Below are 22,590 nucleotides of genomic sequence, written 5' to 3' on the forward strand. Positions count from 1 at the left end.
GTTTAAATGCTGACTGATCAACACTGTTTATTTTGAATTACCGGAACGAGTAGGGTTTGGAGCAGGAAATTATACTATTTTTAAAGTTGGACAAGCTGAGTTAACAGGAGATACTTTGAGGTGAATAGCCAAAGACGGAGAAATGATGTCTTAATGTTTTGAAAAACAGTCGTGTTGGTGCGGCGGTAATAGAACGTGCAGTGCAGGATTTTCCATATGAAAGTTATTAATCGACCAAAATTCCCCCTGTGTTTGACCAGATGAACGTCATGAGGAGGTGGTAATTTCAATACTTTTAGCACCCGATCATTGCAATAAAACTAAACCTGAAATGAAAAAAATGACCCGTATATTCTTAGCAGTTTTTATGCTGATGATGGCGATTTCGACAATGGCTGAAAAGAAGCCAAATATTTTGTGGATCACCATTGAAGATTCGTCACCACAATTTTTTGGTTGTTACGGAAATAAACAGGCACATACGCCGGTAATCGATAAATTGGCCGAGGAAGGTGTGCGTTTTACCAACGCCTTTTCAACCGGAACTGTTTGTTCGCCAAGCCGAAGCACAATAATTACCGGAGTGCGGACTTACAAGGCAGGTACCGGAAATCACCGCAGTAATTATCCTGTGCCTGATTACATTAAGGGATTTCCTTACTACATGCAGCAGCAGGGATATTACGTTACCAACAATGCGAAAACCGATTACAATATTGCCAAAGAAAAGGCATTTATAAAGGAAGCCTGGAACGAGAGTTCGGGACAAGCAGGTTGGTGGAACCGAAAACCGGGACAAGCTTTTTTTGCGGTTTTTAATTTTAATGATTCGCATCAATCGCGAACCATGACAATGCCTTACGAATGGTATACAAAAAATGTGTGGGAGCAACTCGAAGCTGATGAACGAATTGCTGAAACGGCTTTTGAAATGCCGCCCATTTATCGCGAAAGTGCCGAAATGCGCAAACACTTTGCACGTGTTTACAACTCCATTTCGCTAACCGATAAACGAATCGGTCAGTTGCTCGATCGTCTCGAAAGCGACCAACTTCGCGACAGTACCATCATCTTCTTTTTTGCCGATCATGGCGAAGGCGAACCACGTGGAAAAACAAACGGTATCGACTACGGTTATCGCGTGCCCTTCGTAGTTTGGTTCCCTGAAATGTACAAGCACCTTTCACCATGGGGTGAAGCAGGTGTTGTTAGCAATGAATTACTGAATTTCGAAGATTTGGCACCTACGCTTATCAGTTTGTCAGGCGGAGCGGTGCCTGATTATCTCGAAGGAAGAGTTTTGTTAGGTGAGAAACGATCGGCTCCGGTTGACCATCTTGTGTTGTCGGCCGATCGGTCGGATAACGGAATTGATATGGTAAGATCTGTAACCGACGGACGTTTTATGTACTCGCGTAATTACCTGCCTTTTATTCCGCAGGGACGTTACATTCGGTACATGTACATTTCGGAAATTGTGCAGCAAATGCGAAGCGATTATGAAAATGAACTGCTTGATTCGCTGCAGCAAAGCTATTTTGAACCGCGCCCGGCAGAATACCTTTTCGACATTAAAAACGACCTGTGGGAAACCAATAACCTTGCGAATAATCCGGCTTACAGCGAAGTGTTGCAACGCATGCGAAACCAACTTGACAATGAATTGGAGAAGGCTCGCGATGTACTGTTTCTGCCGGAATATGAGATCGGCTTAATTTCAGAAAAACAAACGCCCTACGAATTTCGGAAAAACGATGCAAGCTATCCATTTGATAGGATTTATCAGGCAGCAAAGCTTTCAGGTAAACAAGGAGCGGACATAACGAAAACGCAGGTAGAGCTACTTAAAAATAAAAACAAAGTAGTTCGTTATTGGGCAATTATGGGATTGCGAAGCCAGCCTGTAGAATTTTTGGAAGCTTACAAAACAAAGGTCGAGCAGAGCATAGGCGATGAATATCCGCCGGCTTCGGTGGCTGCAGCAGCAATTGCTTTTCGAAACTGGCAAAACAAAAATGCGGAGCAGGTACTGATGGAAGCCTGTAAATCGGAGAACCTGGATATTTCATTGCTAGCGATCAATTTTTTAATGTACACTGAGAATAAACAACCATTTGTAGATACCATTTGGGAGGTTTACAAAATGCCTGATAGAGACTACAATGTAAAAGCTGCCTGCATGGATTTCCTGGGTAGTTTAAACCTGGTTCCAAACAATTACGAAAACCGGGACTGATGAAATTGAAACGAGCATGCTAAATTTTTATCTTGCAGAAGGATAACTATCGTGCGAGTTTCATGTAACACCATTACGACTAACAATTATTGACGAATGAAAAATTTATTATTGACACTATTTTCGGTACTGATCTTTTTGCCTGCAATTGCACAAAATCAGAAGAGTTTTCAACCGGGCGAGCTATGGCCCGATAATAAAGGGATACACATTAATGCTCATGGTGGCGGAATGTTATTTTACGAAGGAAAGTATTACTGGTTTGGCGAGCACAAAATAGACGGGAAAATGGGCAACAGAGCAATGGTTGGAGTACACTGTTATTCTTCGGCCGATCTGCTTAACTGGACTGACGAAGGTATTGCCCTTGAAGTGGATAAGGACAATCCTGATTCGGATATTACACAGGGATGTATCCTTGAAAGGCCCAAGGTAATTTACAATGCCAAAACCGGGAAGTTTGTTATGTGGTTTCATCTCGAACTAAAGGGAATGGGATACGCAGCAGCGCGTACCGGTTTAGCAGTTGCCGACAAGGTTACCGGACCGTTCACTTTTGTGCGTTCGTTAAATCCGAATGCAGGGAAGTGGCCACTTAATTTTGCGGATGAGTTAAAAGGCAAAAACTGGCCCGATGATCTGAAACCGTGGAGCGATGAATGGGTACAGGCAGTTAAGGATGGCATGCTTCTGAAACGTGACTTTCAGAAAGGCCAAATGGCGCGGGATATGACACTTTATGTTGACAAAGATGGAAAAGCATACCATATTCATGCATCGGAGGAAAACCTGACCTTGCACATTTCTGAGCTGACAGATGATTACCTTGGGTTTACCGGAAATTATATTCGCGTTCAGCCAACCGGGCACAATGAAGCACCATCAATTTTCGAACACAATGGTAAATACTATATGATCACTTCGGGCTGTACCGGATGGGCTCCCAATGCAGCTCGCTTACTGGTGTCGGATTCTGTTATGGGCGAGTGGGAATACGTCAACAATCCATGTGTTGGTGACGACCGCGATCTTACTTTTCATTCGCAAAGCACCTACATTCTGCCGGTTGAAGGAAAGACCGATGCTTTTATTTTTATGGCCGACCGTTGGCAACCTCAAAATCCGATTGATGGTCGCTACATTTGGTTACCCATTCAGTTCGATGACAAAGGATTGCCGGTTTTGGAATGGATGGACAGCTGGAGTATGGAAATCTTTGACCGATAATTTGGTTCAATAAAATAGTTGTTTAAATAAAGCTAATACCTAAGGACTTACGAATGAAACTTAACAGACTATTACTTGTTGCTGCACTTCTGCTGGGAGCCTTTACAGGCTTTACACAGCAGAAACAACCCAACTTTATTATTATACTGGCTGATGACCTGGGTTATGCCGATTTAAGCCTCAACGGCAGCAAACAAATATCTACTCCACATATTGATAAATTGGCTGAAAATGGCGTTAATTTCACTAACGGATATGTTTCGGGGCCGGTTTGCAGTCCGTCGAGGGCTGGATTACTCACCGGTAGAAACCAGGTAACTTTTGGACACGACAATAACCTCGGAGGTGTTCTCCCTGGATTTGATGAGGAATACAACGGTTTACCTTTAACCGAAACGCTTATTGCCCAACGTTTGCACGATCTTGGCTATACTACCGGGCTGGTTGGAAAATGGCACCTTGGAACGCTTCCAAAATTTCACCCCTTGAATCGCGGATTCGACGAATTTTGGGGATACACAGGTGGCGGCCACGACTATTTCACAGCAAAAGCCGACGGAAAAGGTTATCAGGCACCCATTGAGTGTAACTATAAAACACCTCAGGAACTTACGTATATTACCGATGATAAGGGCGATGAGTGCGTTGATTTTATTGCACGCCACAAGGACGAGCCATTTTTTCTGTTCGCCTCTTTCAACGCACCGCATGCACCCATGCAGGCAACTACAGAAGATCTTAAGTTGTTCCAGCACATTAAGGATGAAAAACGACGCAGCTATTGCGCCATGGTTCACCGCCTCGATGTAAATGTTGGCAGGATAATGCAGGCACTCGAAGAAAACGGGGTTGCTGAAAATACCCTGGTCGTTTTTCTTAGCGATAACGGTGGCCCGTGTGATTCGAACGGATCGATAAATGCACCATTTAACGGGCAAAAAGGTATATTGCTCGAAGGCGGTATACATGTTCCTTTTGTAATGAGCTGGCCCGGTAATTTGCCGGCGGGTGAAACCTATGAACATCCGGTTATCTCCCTGGATCTGGCTGCTACTTTTTTCGAGCTGGCTGGAGGTGTAAAAACTGATGAGGTAAAATTCGACGGCGTGAATCTGGTTCCGTATTTAAAGGATAAAGCAAGTGGTAAGCCTCACGAATCATTCAACTGGCGGTTTACAATAAGTGCAGCCATCAGGCAGGGAAACTGGAAACTGGTGCGTTTACCCGATCGTCTGCCCCTGCTTTTCGATCTGTCAAAAGATATTTCCGAACAAAATAATGTTGCACTCGACCATCTCGACGTAACGACTTCGTTGTTAAAGCAACTTGGCGATTGGGACGTGTCGCTCCCGCACCCGGTATTTTTGGAAGGTGCGGTTTGGAAAAAGCGTCAGCTAAAACTTTATGACAATCATTATCAGTTGGTTCAGCCTGAATAGGAATATTTCCACCAGTATTGGAAGCAGGCATATTCAATAGAATTATTATCTTGCCATGGCCTGAATTTAAAGTTCTGCTCACAGACGATAAATTTCGTGCACTAAAACTGATAGAACAAATGAATGAGATTAACTGATATGAAAAAGTTGATCAAATATCAGCTTACCCTCTTGCTGATTTATTGGTCAGTTGTTGTTAATGCTCAGCCCGAACAATTACTAAAAAATTTCTTCACAGTTGATAATGGTCTTTCGCATAACGAAGTAACTTCGATTGTTCAGGACCATGATGGATTTATCTGGTTTGGAACACGCGGTGGACTGAACCGTTACGATGGCTACGATTTTAAGATTTTTAACCAGGTTCCGGGTGATTCCAACAGTTTGGTTAACCCATCCATCGAATCGTTGTTTGTTGATAGAAAGGGAAATATTTGGATAGGAACCAAGTCAGGCGGTGTCAGTAAATACGATGCCGACAAAGAAGAATTCTCCAATATCGTTTCAAACTACAGGAATAAAAGTGAGGTATTACCCGATAGCCGGGTTTTATCGTTTTACGAAGATAAGAACGACCGCATTTGGATGGGAACATGGAACCACGGTTTGATTATTTATGATGAGCATAATAAAACATCAATCCGATTATTAAGTGGTGCAGTAAATTCGATTGTCGAAACCCTTAATGGCGATATATGGGTGGGTAGCAATAATGGGCTTTATAAGTTCTTTTCAACAAAAGACAATATCATACAGGTTGATATGCCGCATATTTCAATGGTGTGTCATGAGATTCAATATGACCCCAAAAGAAATGTCTTATGGATAGCAGAATCAGGATTGACCAAGTTTGATTTGCACACTTACGAACGAACCTACTATGAAATTGGTGATGCGTTTAAAGGCCAAACAGTTCATGCTTATGAATCGATATATTTAGATAATAATGGCATGGTATGGCTGGGGACGTGGGGAACCGGATTCTATTATTTCGATCCCGCCCGCGAGGTTTTTCAGCGTTACCAGATTTATCCTGAAAACAGGGCAACATTGAACAAGGATTATGATGCTGTTTTGACTATCTTCCAGGATAGAGATAATAATCTTTGGTTGGGAACTAACGGTGGCGGTATATGCGTGCTTACACCTAAATTAGACTTTAAAACTGTGGGTTTTAATCCACAACGATTTAAGGGGCTTCGGAATACCCGCATAATGACAGTAGTTAATGATAAAAAGAAGAACCTGTGGTTGGGAACGATTGGAAGTGGTCTGGTATGGTCGCCCGATCGCGAAAACTTTTATCCGGTAGCCTATCCGGAGGGAGTTAACCAGTCGAGGTTCCTGATTATAAAATATTTATACGAAGATAAAGCAGGAGTTATTTGGGTGGGGACAAATATTGGGACCTACATTATTCAGTTCAGGGATAACGTGCCACAGATGATCCTACCAAACCTTGATCCGAAGTATCTAAACAGGTGGCGACAGGTCGTTTCAATTATCGATGCTCAGGATAAATTGTGGCTGGGGAGTTTAATGAGTGGCTTATGTATTTTTGATAAAACACAAGATTATAAGTTAGTTAAGCATTTGAATATTAATGATGAGGAATCGGGTGATTTGAACAGCGACAGGATAAGCTATTTGTTTGAAGACAGTCGTGGAAGGATATGGGTGGGAACTTATAATGGTTTGCATGTTTACAATCCTTCGGATACAACAGTTGTTTTAGCAGAAGACTATTTTGAGATTGACGGTGAATTTACCGGTAACATCATCACCTGCATCGATCAGGATATAAACGGGAATTTGTGGATAGGTACGCCTAACGGCCTCAATAAGTTGTCAGAAGCTGAAAATTCGCGTTTCTCGTTAAAGTTGTACACCGAAAAAGACGGCCTTGCCAGTAATTTTATCAAAGGAATTTCGGGAGATTCGGAAGGAAATATCTGGATCAGTACGAGTTTGGGAATCTCGAGGATTGATGGAAAAGGAGAGGGTAATGCCATTCGAAATTACAAAGAAAGCGATGGTGTTGGCGGAAAGAATTTTACTGAGGCATCTGTCTTCCGAAATGGCGAAGGCGAAATATTTTTTGGTGGATCCAATGGTCTCACTTACTTTAATCCCGGTAAAATAGAGGCGCTTCCAACCGCACACAAACCTGTGCTTACCGAACTCAAAATTCTGAATGAACCTGTTTCCATTAATCAGGAGTATGGATCAAAGGTTGTTATGGATCAGTCCATTATTCATGAAGATAAAATCGCAATTCCTTACCGGTTCAATAATTTTGAAATACAGTTTTCGGCACTTGATTACCGTTCGCAAGGCGGGAATCTGTACAAGTATAAACTTGAAAAATACGACAACGACTGGCAATATATCGGTACAAGGAGGTTTGTGAATTTTAACAGTTTAAGGCCCGGAGAATACAAGTTGCTCGTAATGAGTGCCAATAGTCACAACGTTTGGAATGAAGAACCAACGAGTTTGACGATCGAAATTCTTCCTCCGTTTTGGCAAACCTGGTACGCTCTTTTATTTTATATCCTACTTGTTGTTGGCATTGTTTCTGTGATCAGGTGGAACGCAGTAAAACAGGTGCGTCTGGCCAACAGTCTGGAAATGGAGAAGTTGAAGCACAGGCAGGATCAAAAGATCAATGAAATGCGCCTGCGTTTCTTTACCAATCTCTCACACGAATTTCGTACACCTCTGACTTTAATTCTGGCGCCGCTAAAAGAATTGTTGCGGAAAAAGGAAGAATATCAACTTACTGAAGAAACTGAGCACAAAATTAAGATCATCAATAACAATTCGGTCCGCTTAATGAAGCTGATAAATCAGCTGCTCGATTTTAGAAAGCTGGAAACGGGAAACGCCAAACTTTACGCATCAGAAACAAATGTGGTAGAATTAGTTAGCGAATTGTGTCAACCGTTTCAGGAACTGGCAGCAATTAATAACATTAGGTTTAAGGCTGACCTCGATATTCAAACTGCATACCTTTGGATTGACAGGGATAAAATTGAGATTATCGTCAATAATTTATTATCCAATGCTTTTAAGCACGTGCAGGAAAATGGCAAAGTTGAAGTTGCCCTGTACGAAGAAGAGGAAGAGGTGTTGCTGACAGTATCGGATAATGGGCGCGGCATACCCAAAAGCGAGCTTGAATTTATTTTTGACCGTTTTTACCGGGGAGCCGACAGCAAAATGGATGGCAGTTCGGGGATTGGCCTTGCCCTGGCAAAACGTTTTACTGAATTACACAAAGGAAACATATCGGTGGTAAGCGAACCATTCAAGCTCACGCAGTTTACTGTTGCCATTCCTAAAGGAACGGGGCATTTAAAACCTGAAGAAATTGTTGAGCCTAAAACCGAAAAGAAACGCCCGGGATTTAACGATGGAGTGCTTAAGAATATCTTTCCGAATAAGACGACGAATTCAGTTGCGTCAGATGAATGTATTCTGGTTGTTGAAGATAACCGGGAGATGCGGGATTACCTGGTGAATATATTGTCGCCTTTGTATCGGCTTGAAACGGCCGAAAACGGAAAGGCAGGCTACGAAAAAGCACAGAGTTTGAAACCCGATCTCATTGTTTCGGATGTAATGATGCCGGAGATGGATGGCTTCGAATTTTGCAAGAAATTGCGTGAGGATGAGAATTTGGCTACCATTCCGTTAATCTTTTTAACCGCCAAAGACGATGAGCAATTTCGCTTTTTGGGAACACAACTTGGAGCCGATGACTTTATTTCCAAGCCATTCGACCCGATATTACTCACCGAAAAAGTAAAGAACATACTTTCGCGGCAGAAAAAGTTGCAAAAGCAATACAGCAAATCGGTTCGCCTTGAACCTTCTGATGTTCTAATAACTTCTTCGGAAGAACTGTTTATTGAAAAGGCAATTTCCATTGTTGAAGCTAATTTGCACAATTCAAATTTTACTTCCGATACCCTTGCTTCGGGAATGAACATGAGTACATCGTCGCTTTATCGCCGATTGAAGAGTTTAACCGGGTATTCTACCGCTGAATTTATTCGGTCGCTCCGAATAAAACGCGCTGCTCAACTGATGGCGGACAAAGAAAAGACCATCACCGAAATTGCATTCGATGTTGGTTTTAACGATGTAAAACATTTTCGAACCGTCTTTCAAAAACAGTTTAAATGTACTCCCACCGAGTACCGTCAAAAGTTATAGCTTCTTATTTTTAATCCGTTCTGCAAAAATGCAAGGTGCTGAATGTGAATGACTGAATGGCTTGTCCTATTTTTGTTATTCTCTAGGTTATCAGTCTTTTAAGCTTTTGTTTGACCGAATATTCCCCTTCTTGTGAAAAGTAAAATAAGTTGGGATTGAACGAAATTTCACCCATCATTTCCCAAGCTGCTTCCTTTTGAAAGGTTCAAATTTTCGAGTTTTGAAGTATAGTTTTTAGTTAAACTAAACCGAAACTTATGAACAAGAAAAAAAACATCCCAAAAGGACTGTTCGCCTTTCGTGCTATTAATGTCATCCTTTACCTCATGCTCATCGCAATCGTGATTTTACTTTTTATGTTTCTCTAATAATAACTAATTACATTCTTATGAAACAAGCTAATCAAATTCTGATCAGAAAGTTGTGTTTGGTGTTTGTGGTCATTTTGCTGGCCTCATCCGCATGGGCACAACAAACAATTACCGGAAAAGTAACCGACGAAACCGGGGAGTCGCTTCCCGGGGTAGCAGTTATTCTTCGCGGTTCAACAATTGGTACGGTAACCGACATTGATGGGTTATATACACTTCAGGTACCCGATGGCGGAACTTTACAGTTCAATTTTGTAGGTATGAAAGTTGTAACCGAACCGATCGACGGCCGCACAACGATCGACGTAACCATGCAGGTGGATGCAATAGGACTGGAAGAAGTTGTTGCGGTAGGTTATGGCGTACAAAAGAAAGCCACTTTAACCGGATCGGTGGGTAATGTTAAGGCTGAGGAAATGTTGCAGCGGCCGGTGGCCAATACCACTGAGTTGCTGCAAGGCCAGGTATCCGGTCTGTACACGCGTCAAACCAGTGGGCTGCCCGGAGCCGATGGAACCACATTAAACATCAGGGGATATGGAGACAATCCGCTGGTGTTAATCGATGGGATTGAAGGCAGTCTCGGTCAGGTTGATCCAAACGATATCGAATCGGTGAGTGTGTTAAAAGATGCTTCGGCTGCAGTTTACGGTGCCCGTGCCGGTAATGGTGTAATTCTGGTTACCACCAAAAGAGGTACTGAAAAACCATCACAGATTACCTATCACGGGAATGTATCATTTACAGCTCCTACATTCCTGCCTGATTTGGTTGATGCCAGAAAATGGGCAGAGTTGCTGAATGAATCGGGACTGAATCCTGATGATTACAGCCCTGCACATGTGCATTACGATGCCGATTCCAAAAGACTAATAAATACAATGGATGACAGTGATTATTATGGTTACGATTGGGATGAAGCTTTGTATCGCGACTGGACACCTCAGCAGCAACACAACATTAGTGCAAGCGGTGGAACCAGCACTGTCAAGTATTTTGTTTCGGCAGGTTATGTCGATCAGGCCAGTATTTTTACATCAGGCGATTACGATTATAAACGATATAACATTCGTTCAAATATCGATGCAAAGATCAAGAAAAACCTGAGTGTTTCGGTTGATTTTGCTTACCGCAGTTCAAGGCTCGACAAGGCCAACTTTGGTGTCGACGATATGTACAACTCGTTACAGACCGCTAAACCCGTTTACCCGTATTATCACGAAGAGGATCCAACACGCGCCGCTTATTCAGGATTCCTCCAACGTTCGCCTTACCATCAAACCTTTAAAGATTTTTCAGGTTTTCAGGATAACCGCGATAAAGTGTTGCAGGGAGCCTTGGAAATGAAATACACCATTCCGTTTGTAAAAGGCCTGGTGGCTAAAGCACGCCTGAACTACGAAGAATCCATGAAATGGAACAAGCGCGTGTCGCAACCCTATGATGTGTGGGATTATAATCCACTTGCAGCTCAGGCCGGAGATGACCCCTGGGTAAAACGTGGAACGCAGAATACCAATAATATGTTGGTTTATTCCAACCGTTCAACCGAATTATTGCCGCAGGTAAGCCTGCAATACGACAAGATCATCGGCGACCACACGTTAAAAGCCGTATTGGTAGGTGAAACGTGGAGTTACAAATGGACCAGTTTGCAAGGTTCCAGAAAAGACATTCTTTCGTTTGAGGCACCCTACCTGATCTACGCATCAGAAGAAGGAAAAGACAATGCAGAGAATCTGCAAACCAATGGAGATGTAGGAACAACAGAACGTGCGCGTGCATCGGTTATCGGTCGTGTTAATTACGATTACAAAGGAAAATACATTGCCGAGGTGGCCATGCGTGCTGATGCTTCGGGCGAATACCCACCCGAAGGTCGCTGGGGTTATTTCCCAAGTGTAAGCGTTGGCTGGCGATTGTCGGAAGAGGCATTTCTGAAAGATAATTTTAGCAAAATGAATAACCTGAAATTACGTGCTTCCTATGGTATCCTGGGGAACGATGCGGTTTCGTCGTTCGACTATTTATCGGGTTACACCATTTCAACCAATTATTACGTATTTGGTTCTTCTCCTGCACCGGTAATTGCATCGGCAGGTTTGGCCAACCCAAATATTACCTGGGAAACCATGAAAATGAGCAACATAGGTTTGGATGGTACTTTTTGGGATGGCTTACTCGGGTTTGAACTTGAATACTATTATCGTTTAAGGGAGAACATTTTGGCACAACCAACCGAACAGGTGCCAAGCACTTTTGGTGCCAGTTTACCGCGTACCAACCTGAATAAACGCGACAACCGCGGTATTGAATTAACACTGACGCACACCAACAAGATCGGAGATTTTTCTTACGATATTTCACCGATGTTTGCCTGGACACGAGGCAAATATGTGGATTTGGATGAGGATGTGTTGCCAACAACCGGAGATCTTGATCCGGAAACATTGGAATTCAATAAATTGTGGAATGCCCGCTATGTAAACGAAGGCCAGTGGGACGATCGTTTCTGGGGTTATGTTTCCGACGGTTTCTTCATGAACCAGGAACAAATCGATAATTACGAAGTCGATCAGGATCAGGCCGGAAACCAAACCATTAAAGTAGGTGATATCATTTACAAAGACCTGAACGGTGACAATTACATCGACTGGCGCGACCAGAAAGTGATCGGGAAATCAGGATTGCCAAAAACGATGTACAGCATGGATATGGGAGCCAGCTGGAAAGGACTTTCCTTACGCATGTTATGGCAGGGAGGATCCAATTATATGGTCACCATCGCAGGTTCGGCAGCTGCTCCGTTCTCTAACGAATCAATTCCACTTTCGCAACATTACGATTATCGTGCAATTGTTGGTCAGGACGGTAACGGACTGGATTACATTACTAATCCTGATGATTTTAAACTTCCTCCGGTTACGCAAAACGGAAGAACGTCAAACAACAACAAAACATCTGACATTTGGAGCTACGATGCAGCTTATGTCCGGCTAAAAAACATAAATCTGTCGTATACACTTCCAAGAACGTTGATTGAGCAAGCAGGCTTCTCGAATTGTATCCTGTATTTCAGTGGTACAAATATGTTGTCATTTAGTAATCTGGGTATCTGGAAAAATAATTTCGATCCTGAAGTAACCGGGGCAAACAATCGGGATTACCCACCGGTGAAAACAGTAACCTTTGGTATCAGGCTCACTTTGTAATCTTTAAAAAAGTATAGAACATGAAAAAGATATTCATAATATTACCATTATTTGTATTGCTGTTCGGATGTAACGATTTGCTGGACATTGCGCCTACAAACATTATTTCGGAAGATGCAGTGAAAAACGACCCGGTCCTTGTGGACGCTTTCTTAAACAAAATTTATGTGAACACCCGCTTTCAGTCGGGAAGCACTTATGCGCCCGATCAGGCCTTGTTGCATGTAATGTCGGGCGAAGCAAACGTGTTTGCCGGCTGGCAGGTACCTTTTGCTGCTGCCATGAAAATTATCGATGAAAATGGTGCACACAGTCAGGCAGAATACTGGCCTTACGGCAATATTCGCTCGTGTAACGAGATCATCGATATGCTTAAAGAAGCCACTTTCGATCCGGAGCTTATAGAACAAAAAACGGCGGAAGCACGCTGGTTACGGGCCTTCATGTATTTCGATCTGGTAAAACGTTACGGTGGCGTTCCACTCATCACGGTAGCTCAGAGTATTGACCAGCCTATCGAAGAATTATATGTAGAGCGAAATTCTGAAAAAGAGATCTACGATTTCATAGCATCCGAAATGGATGACCTGGCTAACATTTTACCTGAAAGTTATTCAACTGATGAATTTGGACGTCCTACAAAATGGGCTGCACTGGCATTAAAAAGCCGTGCGATGTTGTATGCCGGAAGTATTGCGAAATACGGAACGGTTCAGTTGAATGGCCTGCTTGGAATTCCTTCGGGTGAAGCCAACAGCTATTATCAAAAATCATACGATGCAGCCATGGCCATTATTAATGGTGGTATGCATCCGCTTTATAAGGAAAATCCTGATCCACAGGCCAATTACGGCGAAATTTTCATAAAAGACGGAAATTCGGAAGTAATTTTTGCTGAAGTGTACGATCTAGGTTTATTAAAAACCCATTCCTGGAACTTTGTTTGTATGCCCGATGGATTTCAGACGGGCTGGGGATCGAACAATTGGATGTACCTTGAATCGTGGGAGCGCTACGAATACAATGATGGCTCTTCAGCCATGTGGGACAATAGTTTACTTGACGGAAAACATAAATTCTCGCTGGATTCTATCATTCGAAATAAAGATCCACGCTTTTTGGCAAGCGCATTTTATCCGGAAACTCCCTGGCAGGATGCTACAGTTTATGTGCATACTTCCACAAAAGGAACGATACCGGCTGGCTCTGATTGGCCTAACGCCGCTCCAAACCGTAATAAAATCAAAACAGGGATGATGATTAAAAAACGGGTAAATGAAGCGATTAAACTTCCTATCGGGGGTGAAGACGAAACCGACTGGATCGTATTCAGAACCGCAGAGATGTATCTGAATGCTGCTGAAGCCAAATTTGAAATGGGTGAGGTAGATGCTGCCCGTAACCTGGTGAATATCATTAGAGACCGCGCAGGAATGCCCGACAAACAAACCCTTTCGCTGGATGAATTGCGTAACGAACGTTATGTTGAATTGTACATTGAGGAACATCATTACTGGGACATTCGTCGCTGGCGTATTGCGGTTGATGAACTCAACGGAAAAGGTTTTCACGGAGTTGTATGGGATTACTACATTGACGAAGATAAATACACCCTTAAGATTAAAGACGGTGATTTCGGACAAATCCGGACTTTTGCCGAAAGAAATTATTATTTCCCAATAGGACTCGATAGAATTGCCGATAACCCGAATTTAGTTGAGAATCCGGGATACTAGCATAGTTTCGTTTGGTTAGTTAACACAGGGGCCATATTATTGGCCCCTGGTTTTCAAAATAAAACAGGGTACTAAAACCCGTATATTTGATAAAAAACTAAAATGAAAAGAGTACTTTTTTGCCTGGTATTGTTCGCCGTATTTTTTGCTTCGTGTACCCGTGATGAGAAAAATGAGGCGCCAAATCTGATCCTGATCCTGGTGGATGACATGGGCTATGCCGACGTTGGCTTTAATGGTTGCACCGATATTCCAACTCCCAATATTGATAAATTGGCGGAAGGCGGTGTGCGTTTTACCAACGGATACGTTAGTTACTGCGTTTGTGGCCCAAGTAGGGCAGGTCTTCTTACCGGCCGATATCAGGACCGATTTGGTTTTAGCAGAAATCCGCTGTTTGCACCAAACGATCCCGGGATGGGATTGCCGTTAACTGAAGAAACCCTTGCCGATGCCTTAAAGAAGGCGGGTTACAAATCGCTGGCAATTGGAAAATGGCACATGGGAGCACATGAATCGTTACACCCTTTAAAAAGAGGATTTGATGATTTTTACGGATTTTTAAGTGGTGGTCACCGATATTTTCCGGAAGAACTGACCCTGAATGATCCGTTTGAGGCAACCTCACAATTCGACGGTTACAAAACACGCCTGCTACGAAATTACGAAAGAGTAGATGAAACCGAGTATTTGACTGATGCTTTATCGCGTGAAGCGGTTTCGTACATCGAAAAAAACAAAGACAATCCGTTTTTTATTTACCTCGCCTATAATGCACCGCATGCACCCTTGCAGGCCACCGAAAAATACCTGAGCAGGTTTGAAAACATTGATAATAAAAAAAGAAAAACCTACGCAGCCATGGTAAGTGCGGTTGACGATGGAGTTGGACTCATACTAAATAAACTGGAAGAACTGAATTTGGAAGAAAATACACTCGTGGTATTTTTATCCGACAACGGCGGACCTGAAAACCACAACGCTTCGGATAACGGAATTTTGCGCGGACAAAAAGGCGATTTATTTGAAGGGGGAATACGAGTACCTTTTGCAATGAAATGGCGCGGAACGATTCCGGCAGGTGAAGTATATGAAAATCCCATAATCTCACTCGATATTTTTGCAACGATAATCGCTCAGAGCGGTAAGAAAATACCGCTGAAAAACGAAATTGATGGTGTCGATTTGATCCCGTATCTGAAGGGGGAGAATAATTCGCAACCACACGATCAATTATTTTGGCGAAAATTTGATGCACAGGATTATGCCGTTCGTCAGGGAGATGATAAACTGCTGATAAAAGCTGATAGTAAAAACATGCTTTTTAACCTCACTGATGATATTTCGGAAGAAAACAACCTTGAGGAACAGAGGCCAGATAGAGTTTTACAGCTAACCAAAGAATTTCAGAACTGGAACAGAAATATGAAGGATCCGATTTTTATGGGATTGAGTCAAGATAAGAAATATAATGAGCTTCATCCTGAAAGATTTGAAAAGCTTACAGAATAAGAAAACCTAAACCAAATGAACCTTAATAAACTTATTGTATTAGCTGGTGTATTTGTTGTTTTCGGTAGCGTTCTTTTAAACGTACAATCGGCTACAATAAATACTTGAAATTATAAACACACAGAACTCAACATGATGAACCAATTCACTAAATTATTACTCGTTATTATTTTATCGGCTAACTTTTTTGGATGTTCTCAGAAAACATCCAATCAAAACGAAAAGCCAAACGTTCTGCTCATCATTGTTGATGATCAGGGCTATGCTGATTTTGAACCGTTTGAAAATCATTCGCCTGAAATTTCAACCCCAAATATGAACCGGCTTGCCGAAGCGGGTACGGTATTTACCGAGGCATATACAACGGCACCGGTTTGCAGCCCTTCCAGAGCAGGGTTAATGACCGGGAAGAACCAATTCCGTTGGGATGAGAAAGCAAGTTGGGGACCTGGCTTACCCGACAATGTGAAAACCATTGCCGAATATTTGAAAGAAGCAGGTTACACTACCGCCCGAATTGGGAAAGCTGATTTTGGAACAAATTACCATAAATTCGATGTGCGTGAATATCCTTTAAATCACGGTTATGATTACTTTCTAGGATTTAGCGCACATGCTCACGACTATTGGTTAACTTCGGAAGAGATCGCTGACCGCACACCCGATCCGAATGGAACCAGCGCACACCTTGGGCCATTAATGGAAAACAAGGGCTACAAAAGTTATCCTGATGACGAATACCTGACCGATATTTTTACCAACGAAGCCATCAAATACCTGAAATCGGAAAAAGATGCTCCCTTCTTTTTAACGCTGGCGTACAACTCGGTACACCATATAATTCACGAAGTTCCGCAAAAATACCTGGACAAATACCAGGTGGAGCCAATCCATAATTATGAACCCGATTCGATGGAAACATTTAATAATCAAAAACCGGGATCTTATTCAGCTTATTACGAAAAATATACGCGACTTGGTGCCATTCAGGATGAGGACATGCGAAAGTTTTATCTGGCCAATCTTGATTGTCTCGACGATAACATCGGTCGTGTTTTGGATGCGCTGAATGAGCAGGGACTCGATCAGGAAACAATGATAATTTTTGTTTCCGATAATGGTGGCTCTCCGTTAACCGGCGCTAAAAATGCTCCGCTTTCTGCCGGCAAATATTCGCTTTGGGAAGGAGGAATTCGGGTGCCGATGGCAATAAGCTGGCCGGGAAAAGTGAAAGCCGGGAAAGTTGAAACCAATTATGTTTCAACTACCGATATTTTACCAACCATAAGCAATGCCGCCGGAATTGAGCTTACCGACGAGACTATAGATGGAATTGACCTTTTACACCCCAACCAGGATCGTGTGCTGGTTTGGCGGTGGGGAAATACCTGGGCGGTGCGCAAAGGCAACTGGAAACTTACCAATACCAACGAACAGTGGGGAAAAGGCCGTCCGTCCGATTTTTATATTAAACCGATATCTGATGATCTGAGCCTTAAACTTTTTAATCTTTCTGATGATCCGGGAGAACGTGATAATCTTGCGCTTACTATGCCCGAAAAAGTAAAAGAGCTTGAAAACGCTTATAATAATTGGTTGGAAGAAAATAGCAGGAAGTATTAACCACAGTCATAATTGCAATAAAAATGGATAAAATTACAGCTGTATTTGCCCTATTATTATTGAATTCGATCGTTCTCGCTCAACCCAATTGGGAAAATGAACAGGTAATCGGTATCAACAAAGAACCTGTTCACGCCACTTTTTACCCCTTAAATTCAGTGGGAGATGCTTTTGAGGATGGAATGAAATCACAGTGGGTTCAACTCCTGAACGGTACCTGGAAATTCAATTGGGTAGCCAATGTGGATGACCGGCCAATGGATTTTTTTCAAACTAATTTCGATGCTTCTGATTGGACCGAGATCCCGGTTCCTTCCTGCTGGCAAATGCAAGGATTTGGCACACCCATCTATACAAATATTACCTATCCGTTTGACAAGAATCCTCCTAAAATCTCGGGAGAAAATGGCAATCCGGTTGGTTCGTACCTGCGTACGTTTACTATTCCCGAAAATTGGGATGGAAGAGAAGTCTTTATCCATTTCGATGGAGTTTCTTCAGCTTTTTACATTTGGGTGAATGGCGAAAAAGTGGGGTACAGTCAGGGAAGCCGCACCCCGGCAGAATTCAACCTTACCAATTATTTGCAAAAGGGCGAAAATAAGATTGCCGTGCAGGTTTTTCAGTGGTGCGATGGCAGTTACCTCGAAGACCAGGATGGCTGGCGAATGAGTGGAATTTTCAGGGATGTGTATTTGTATGCTACACCCAAAATGCAGATTCAGGATTTCTTCGTGACAACCGACCTGGATGAACATTACCGGGACGCAGTTATCGATGTAACTGTCAAATTAAAAAATTACAACAAGCGCACTTTTAAGAACGGTGCTGTTGAGTTTAAGCTGCTGGATGTTAGTGGAAGCGAAATTGAACTAGCAGGTGAAACAGCTCAACAACTATCCGGTATTAAGCCGGGCGAAACAAGTGAGATTAAGTTGCAGGCAAAGGTTGAAAATCCATTAAAATGGACACACGAAACACCCAACCTGTACAAAGTTTGTGTGCTTTTAAAGGACGATGAAGAGCTGAGTGAAGTAGTGGCTTGTAATACCGGATTTCGCGAAATCGAGATCAAAGACCGCCAATTGTTACTGAACGGAAAACCGGTTCTTTTCAAGGGTGTGAATAAGGTGGAGCATCATCCTGTTTATGGGAAAACTGTAACACGCGAATGGCTTGAAAACGAGGTGGTTCTAATGAAACAACATAACATTAACTCCATTCGGACAGCCCATTATCCGCCACATCCGTATTTACTCGATTTGTGCGACCGATACGGTATTTTGCTGATTGATGAAGCGAATGTGGAATCACATGGCATGGGTTACGGAGCAGAATCACTGGCTAAAGATCCGGCATGGGAGAAGGCGCATGTTCAGCGTTTGCGTTCAATGATTCAGCGCGATAAGAACCACCCAAGCGTTATCCTTTGGTCGCATGGAAATGAAGCAGGCAACGGGGTGAATTTTGTGGCCATGAACGAAGAAGCACACCGGCTCGATCCAACACGTCCGACACATTATCATTTTGCCGAAGATCCGGTTTCATCGGATGTGATTGGAGGTTGGAAACGGGGAAACGGGCCAATCTGGCAAGGGCGTTACCTTGAAGTAACCGATTTGTACAAGTACCAGTTTTCCGACGATCCACGACCATTTATTTTAAATGAATACGCTCATGCCATGGGGAATGCCATGGGAAATCTCAAAGAATATGTTGATGCTTTTGAAGAAGTTGACGGTCTGATTGGTGGGCATATCTGGGACTGGCTTGACCAGGGCATTGAACAAAAAACACAGTCGGGAGAAGCGTATTTTGCTTATGGTGGCGACTTTGGCGATCATCCGAATGATAAAAATTTCTGTCTGAATGGCATTGTCTTGCCCGATCTGAGCGTAACGCCAAAAACCATTGAAGTAAAAAGAGTTTACCAAAACATTGGCTTCAGGCTTGTTAACGGGAATGTCCTGGAAATAGTAAACAAAAACCGGCATATATCGCTGGATGGTATCACGTTTTACTGGAGTGTTTTGGAGAACGGACAAACGATTGATTCGGGAAATCTCAAAGACGATGTGGGGCCCGGATTGACAGAAAATGTCACGATTCCGATTAACTATTCGCAGTTTCAAAAAGGCAAAGAATACCTGTTGAATATTTCCGCAAAACAGGATGACGAAACGCTGTGGTCGCCGTCAAATTTCGAAATTGCTTACGACCAGTTTATACTTCAGGAGTGGAATTTCAAAAACGAATTTGCACATTCAGGGAGCAATAAGTTGCGTGTTGAAGAAACAGGTGATTATGTGACTGCCTCGGGAGATGATTTCGTTTTTACCTTCGACAAGAAAAACGGCATTATCACTGACTATAAAATCCACGCAGAACCAATTCTTCAGCAGGGGCCAACACTGCAGGTTTGGCGTGCACCCACCGACAACGACGGCTCATACTGGCCCGACGGCAATAACAAACGAACCTGCAAACTGTGGCTCGACGCCGGATTGAATGAAATGAAAAATGACGTAAAAAGCTTTGAGATCAAAGAATCGAATGCCGGGAAATTGACTTTTGTGACCAAAAATATTCTTTCGAATTCAGAGAATATAGCGGGATTTAATTACGATGTGGAATATACGGTTTATGCCGACGGTACTTTCAGTATGAACACAAAAGTGGAGCCGTTTGGCGAACTTCCCAACCTTCCGCGGTTGGGTTACCTGCTGGTTTTTAATGATGCTTTTAATCAGTTCAAATGGTATGGTCGTGGACCTCACGAAAATTATAACGACAGAAAAGTTGGTGCATTGATAGGGAATTATTCGGGTACGGTGGATGATCAGTTTACGTATTATGTGGTTCCTCAGGAGAACGGCAATAAAACGGATGTTCGCTGGGCCAGGCTTACCGATTCAAAGGGAATTGGATTGCAGGTTGCCGGCGATATTCCATTGGAGACCTCGGTGCATCATTACAGTGCAAAGGCTTTGTCCGAGGCCGTTCATACTTACGAATTGCAAAAAGAAAACAAAACCTACTGGAACATTGACTACCGTCAGGGAGGCCTTGGTGGCAATAGTTGTGGTCCTTTGCCACTTGAAAAATATTTGCTAAAACCTGAAGCTGTGCAGTTCAGCTTATTTTTCACTCCAATTTCAAATTAAATGAGAAAACGGTATGATCTTTCAAAAGACCCCGGCGAACAGCATAATGTAGCCTCCGAGCATCCCGAAGTGCATGCCCGGATTCAAACCGTTGCAGAGAGTGAATGTGTGGATTCAGAATATTTTAAACACTAAACCATGAATAAACTTCTTCTAATAATTATTGTCTTGCTTTTTGCTTCCTGTTCAAAAGAGGAACAGTCGAAACAAATTTACTATGTAAATAGCGAAACAGGGAGCGATACTAACAACGGAATGACACCGGAAACTGCCTGGAAAAGTTTTGATCGAATAACTAAAATAGAACTAAAACCAGGTGCTCAAATTCTGTTGGCATCAGGTTCTGTATTTAATGGAGGATTGGTTTTGGAGGATGTTTCGGGAACTTCTGATGCGCTGGTAGAAATTAGCATGTACAAATATTCTGAAAATACGAATCTGCCTGTTATTGATGCGAAAGGATTTGCCAATGGAATAACACTGCTAAACTGTAGTAATGTTGTTGTGTCTGATCTTGAAATTACCGGAAATGGGGGAGGTGTTATTCAAGCCGGAAACTCAGGACAAAATATGCATTGCGGAGTGTTGGTAACAACTACAACCGAAGGGGTTTATGAAAATATTCAGTTGAAAAACCTAAAGATACGCGATGTTTTTTTTGAAGATGCAGGTTATAAAAGAGGCAAGGATGAAGTACGCACTGCAAACGGGACTCAAAGCTATGGTTGGGGCATTCGTGTTATTAATCAGCTGGAGAAGGCGGAAATAAAAAGTATCGTAATCGAAAATTGTGAGGTCAGCAATGTTGCTCACACAGGCATTAAATTAACCGGACGAAACCAAAATATCAGTGAGGTTAAACTTTACAGCAACCGGGTTTTATTTTCCGGTGGCCCCGGAATGCAGATGAGCGGAGTTAAAAATGCACACATTCAAAAAAATTATATCGACCATTCGGGCAGCAACAACGATTCACGAAAGTGGGGGCGTGGCAGTGGCCTGTGGACCTGGGGTTGCTCTGATGTTTTAATCGAACACAATTCGTTCAGAAATGCTAATGGTCCGGGAGATTCAGCCGGGTGCCATATCGATTTTAATTGTAAAAATGTTGTAGTTCAATATTGTTTTAGTGAAAACAATGCCGGTGGATTTTGTGAGATTTTAGGCAATAATTATAACTGTGCGTATCGATACAATATCAGCGTTAACGATGGCCATCGTGTTAAAGGTGAGAATGGCGCATTTCAGGAAGGGAAAATATTTTGGCTAAGCGGATACAATGGCGACAAACCGCGAAAGGGGCCTTTTAATAGTTATTTTTATAACAATACCATTTACGTTAATAAGGATATTGTAGCCAAAATTGCAGTCGACCGGGCGTCATCCGGAGTGCTTATTGCCAATAATATTTTTTGCATCGAAGGCGAAAGCCGGGCAGTTCAGGGCGACCAGTATAAGCCGGAAACAGAGGGGCAATCGCAGGTGGAAAATATCGTATTTAAAAACAACTTATACCTGAAAAAAGAAAATTGGCCCGTTGATGTTTTAATTCAGGATGAGGGCCAGATTGTTGGCGACCCCCAATTTAAAAATCCTGGAGGACTGAATAAAGAGGATTATATTCCAGGTAATATTGACCTTATAAAAGATAAGGGGATAAAAGTTGAACCAATTCCGGGAGATTCGATCGGTTTGACAATCGGATTAGACGTAGAATATGATTATTTTGGCAACAAAATAGAAGGTTTACCCGACCTGGGAGCTATTCAATGCAAATAGTATAAGCTACAGCTTAATGAACTAATTTATATTTTCATAAGGAGTGGCACAAGCAGATTAAAAACAAAAT

General features: G+C 42.6%; 11 protein-coding genes. All 11 read left to right on the top strand.

The features are described from left to right. The first annotated feature begins 331 nt into the window (after nt 1-331). The 11 genes from HFD85_RS05200 (at nt 332) to HFD85_RS05245 (ending at nt 22,520) form a co-directional block, all read left to right on the top strand. The gene (locus HFD85_RS05200; protein ID WP_206081863.1) at nt 332-2,236 is read left to right on the top strand and encodes a sulfatase family protein; all 1,905 of its coding nucleotides are present in this window, start codon (nt 332-334) and stop codon (nt 2,234-2,236) included. A gap of 96 nt (nt 2,237-2,332) precedes the next feature. Then, a complete protein-coding gene (locus HFD85_RS05205) occupies nt 2,333-3,463 on the top strand; it encodes a glycoside hydrolase family 43 protein (RefSeq protein ID WP_167605729.1) in 1,131 nt (376 codons plus the stop codon). A 53-nt stretch (nt 3,464-3,516) separates the two neighbouring features. Further along, a complete protein-coding gene (locus HFD85_RS05210) occupies nt 3,517-4,902 on the top strand; it encodes a sulfatase-like hydrolase/transferase (protein WP_167605732.1) in 1,386 nt (461 codons plus the stop codon). Nucleotides 4,903-5,040: 138 nt separating this feature from the next. Beyond that, entirely contained in the window at nt 5,041-9,123 is a 4,083-nt protein-coding gene (locus tag HFD85_RS05215; RefSeq protein WP_167605735.1) for a hybrid sensor histidine kinase/response regulator transcription factor, read from the top strand. A 388-nt stretch (nt 9,124-9,511) separates the two neighbouring features. After that, nucleotides 9,512-12,706 (top strand): SusC/RagA family TonB-linked outer membrane protein, encoded by a 3,195-nt coding sequence (locus tag HFD85_RS05220; protein ID WP_167605738.1) that lies wholly within the window; start codon nt 9,512-9,514, stop codon nt 12,704-12,706. A gap of 20 nt (nt 12,707-12,726) precedes the next feature. Beyond that, nucleotides 12,727-14,442, top strand: coding sequence for a RagB/SusD family nutrient uptake outer membrane protein (locus HFD85_RS05225; RefSeq protein WP_167605741.1), 1,716 nt, complete (start codon nt 12,727-12,729; stop codon nt 14,440-14,442). A 102-nt stretch (nt 14,443-14,544) separates the two neighbouring features. After that, nucleotides 14,545-15,954: a sulfatase-like hydrolase/transferase gene (locus HFD85_RS05230; protein WP_167605744.1), complete on the top strand. Its 1,410-nt coding sequence runs from the start codon at nt 14,545-14,547 to the stop codon at nt 15,952-15,954. 132 nt (nt 15,955-16,086) lie between these two features. Next, entirely contained in the window at nt 16,087-17,577 is a 1,491-nt protein-coding gene (locus tag HFD85_RS05235; RefSeq protein ID WP_167605747.1) for a sulfatase family protein, read from the top strand. Nucleotides 17,578-17,600: 23 nt separating this feature from the next. Further along, nucleotides 17,601-20,741, top strand: a complete 3,141-nt coding sequence (gene lacZ / locus HFD85_RS05240) for a beta-galactosidase, LacZ type (protein WP_167605750.1) — start codon at nt 17,601-17,603, stop codon at nt 20,739-20,741. Further along, nucleotides 20,742-20,876, top strand: coding sequence for a hypothetical protein (locus HFD85_RS21830; protein ID WP_277345446.1), 135 nt, complete (start codon nt 20,742-20,744; stop codon nt 20,874-20,876). A gap of 3 nt (nt 20,877-20,879) precedes the next feature. After that, nucleotides 20,880-22,520 (top strand): right-handed parallel beta-helix repeat-containing protein, encoded by a 1,641-nt coding sequence (locus HFD85_RS05245; protein WP_167605753.1) that lies wholly within the window; start codon nt 20,880-20,882, stop codon nt 22,518-22,520. Nucleotides 22,521-22,590 lie beyond the last annotated feature (70 nt).

Source organism: Maribellus sediminis (assembly GCF_011799805.1).
Lineage (GTDB): Bacteria > Bacteroidota > Bacteroidia > Bacteroidales > Prolixibacteraceae > Draconibacterium > Draconibacterium sediminis_A.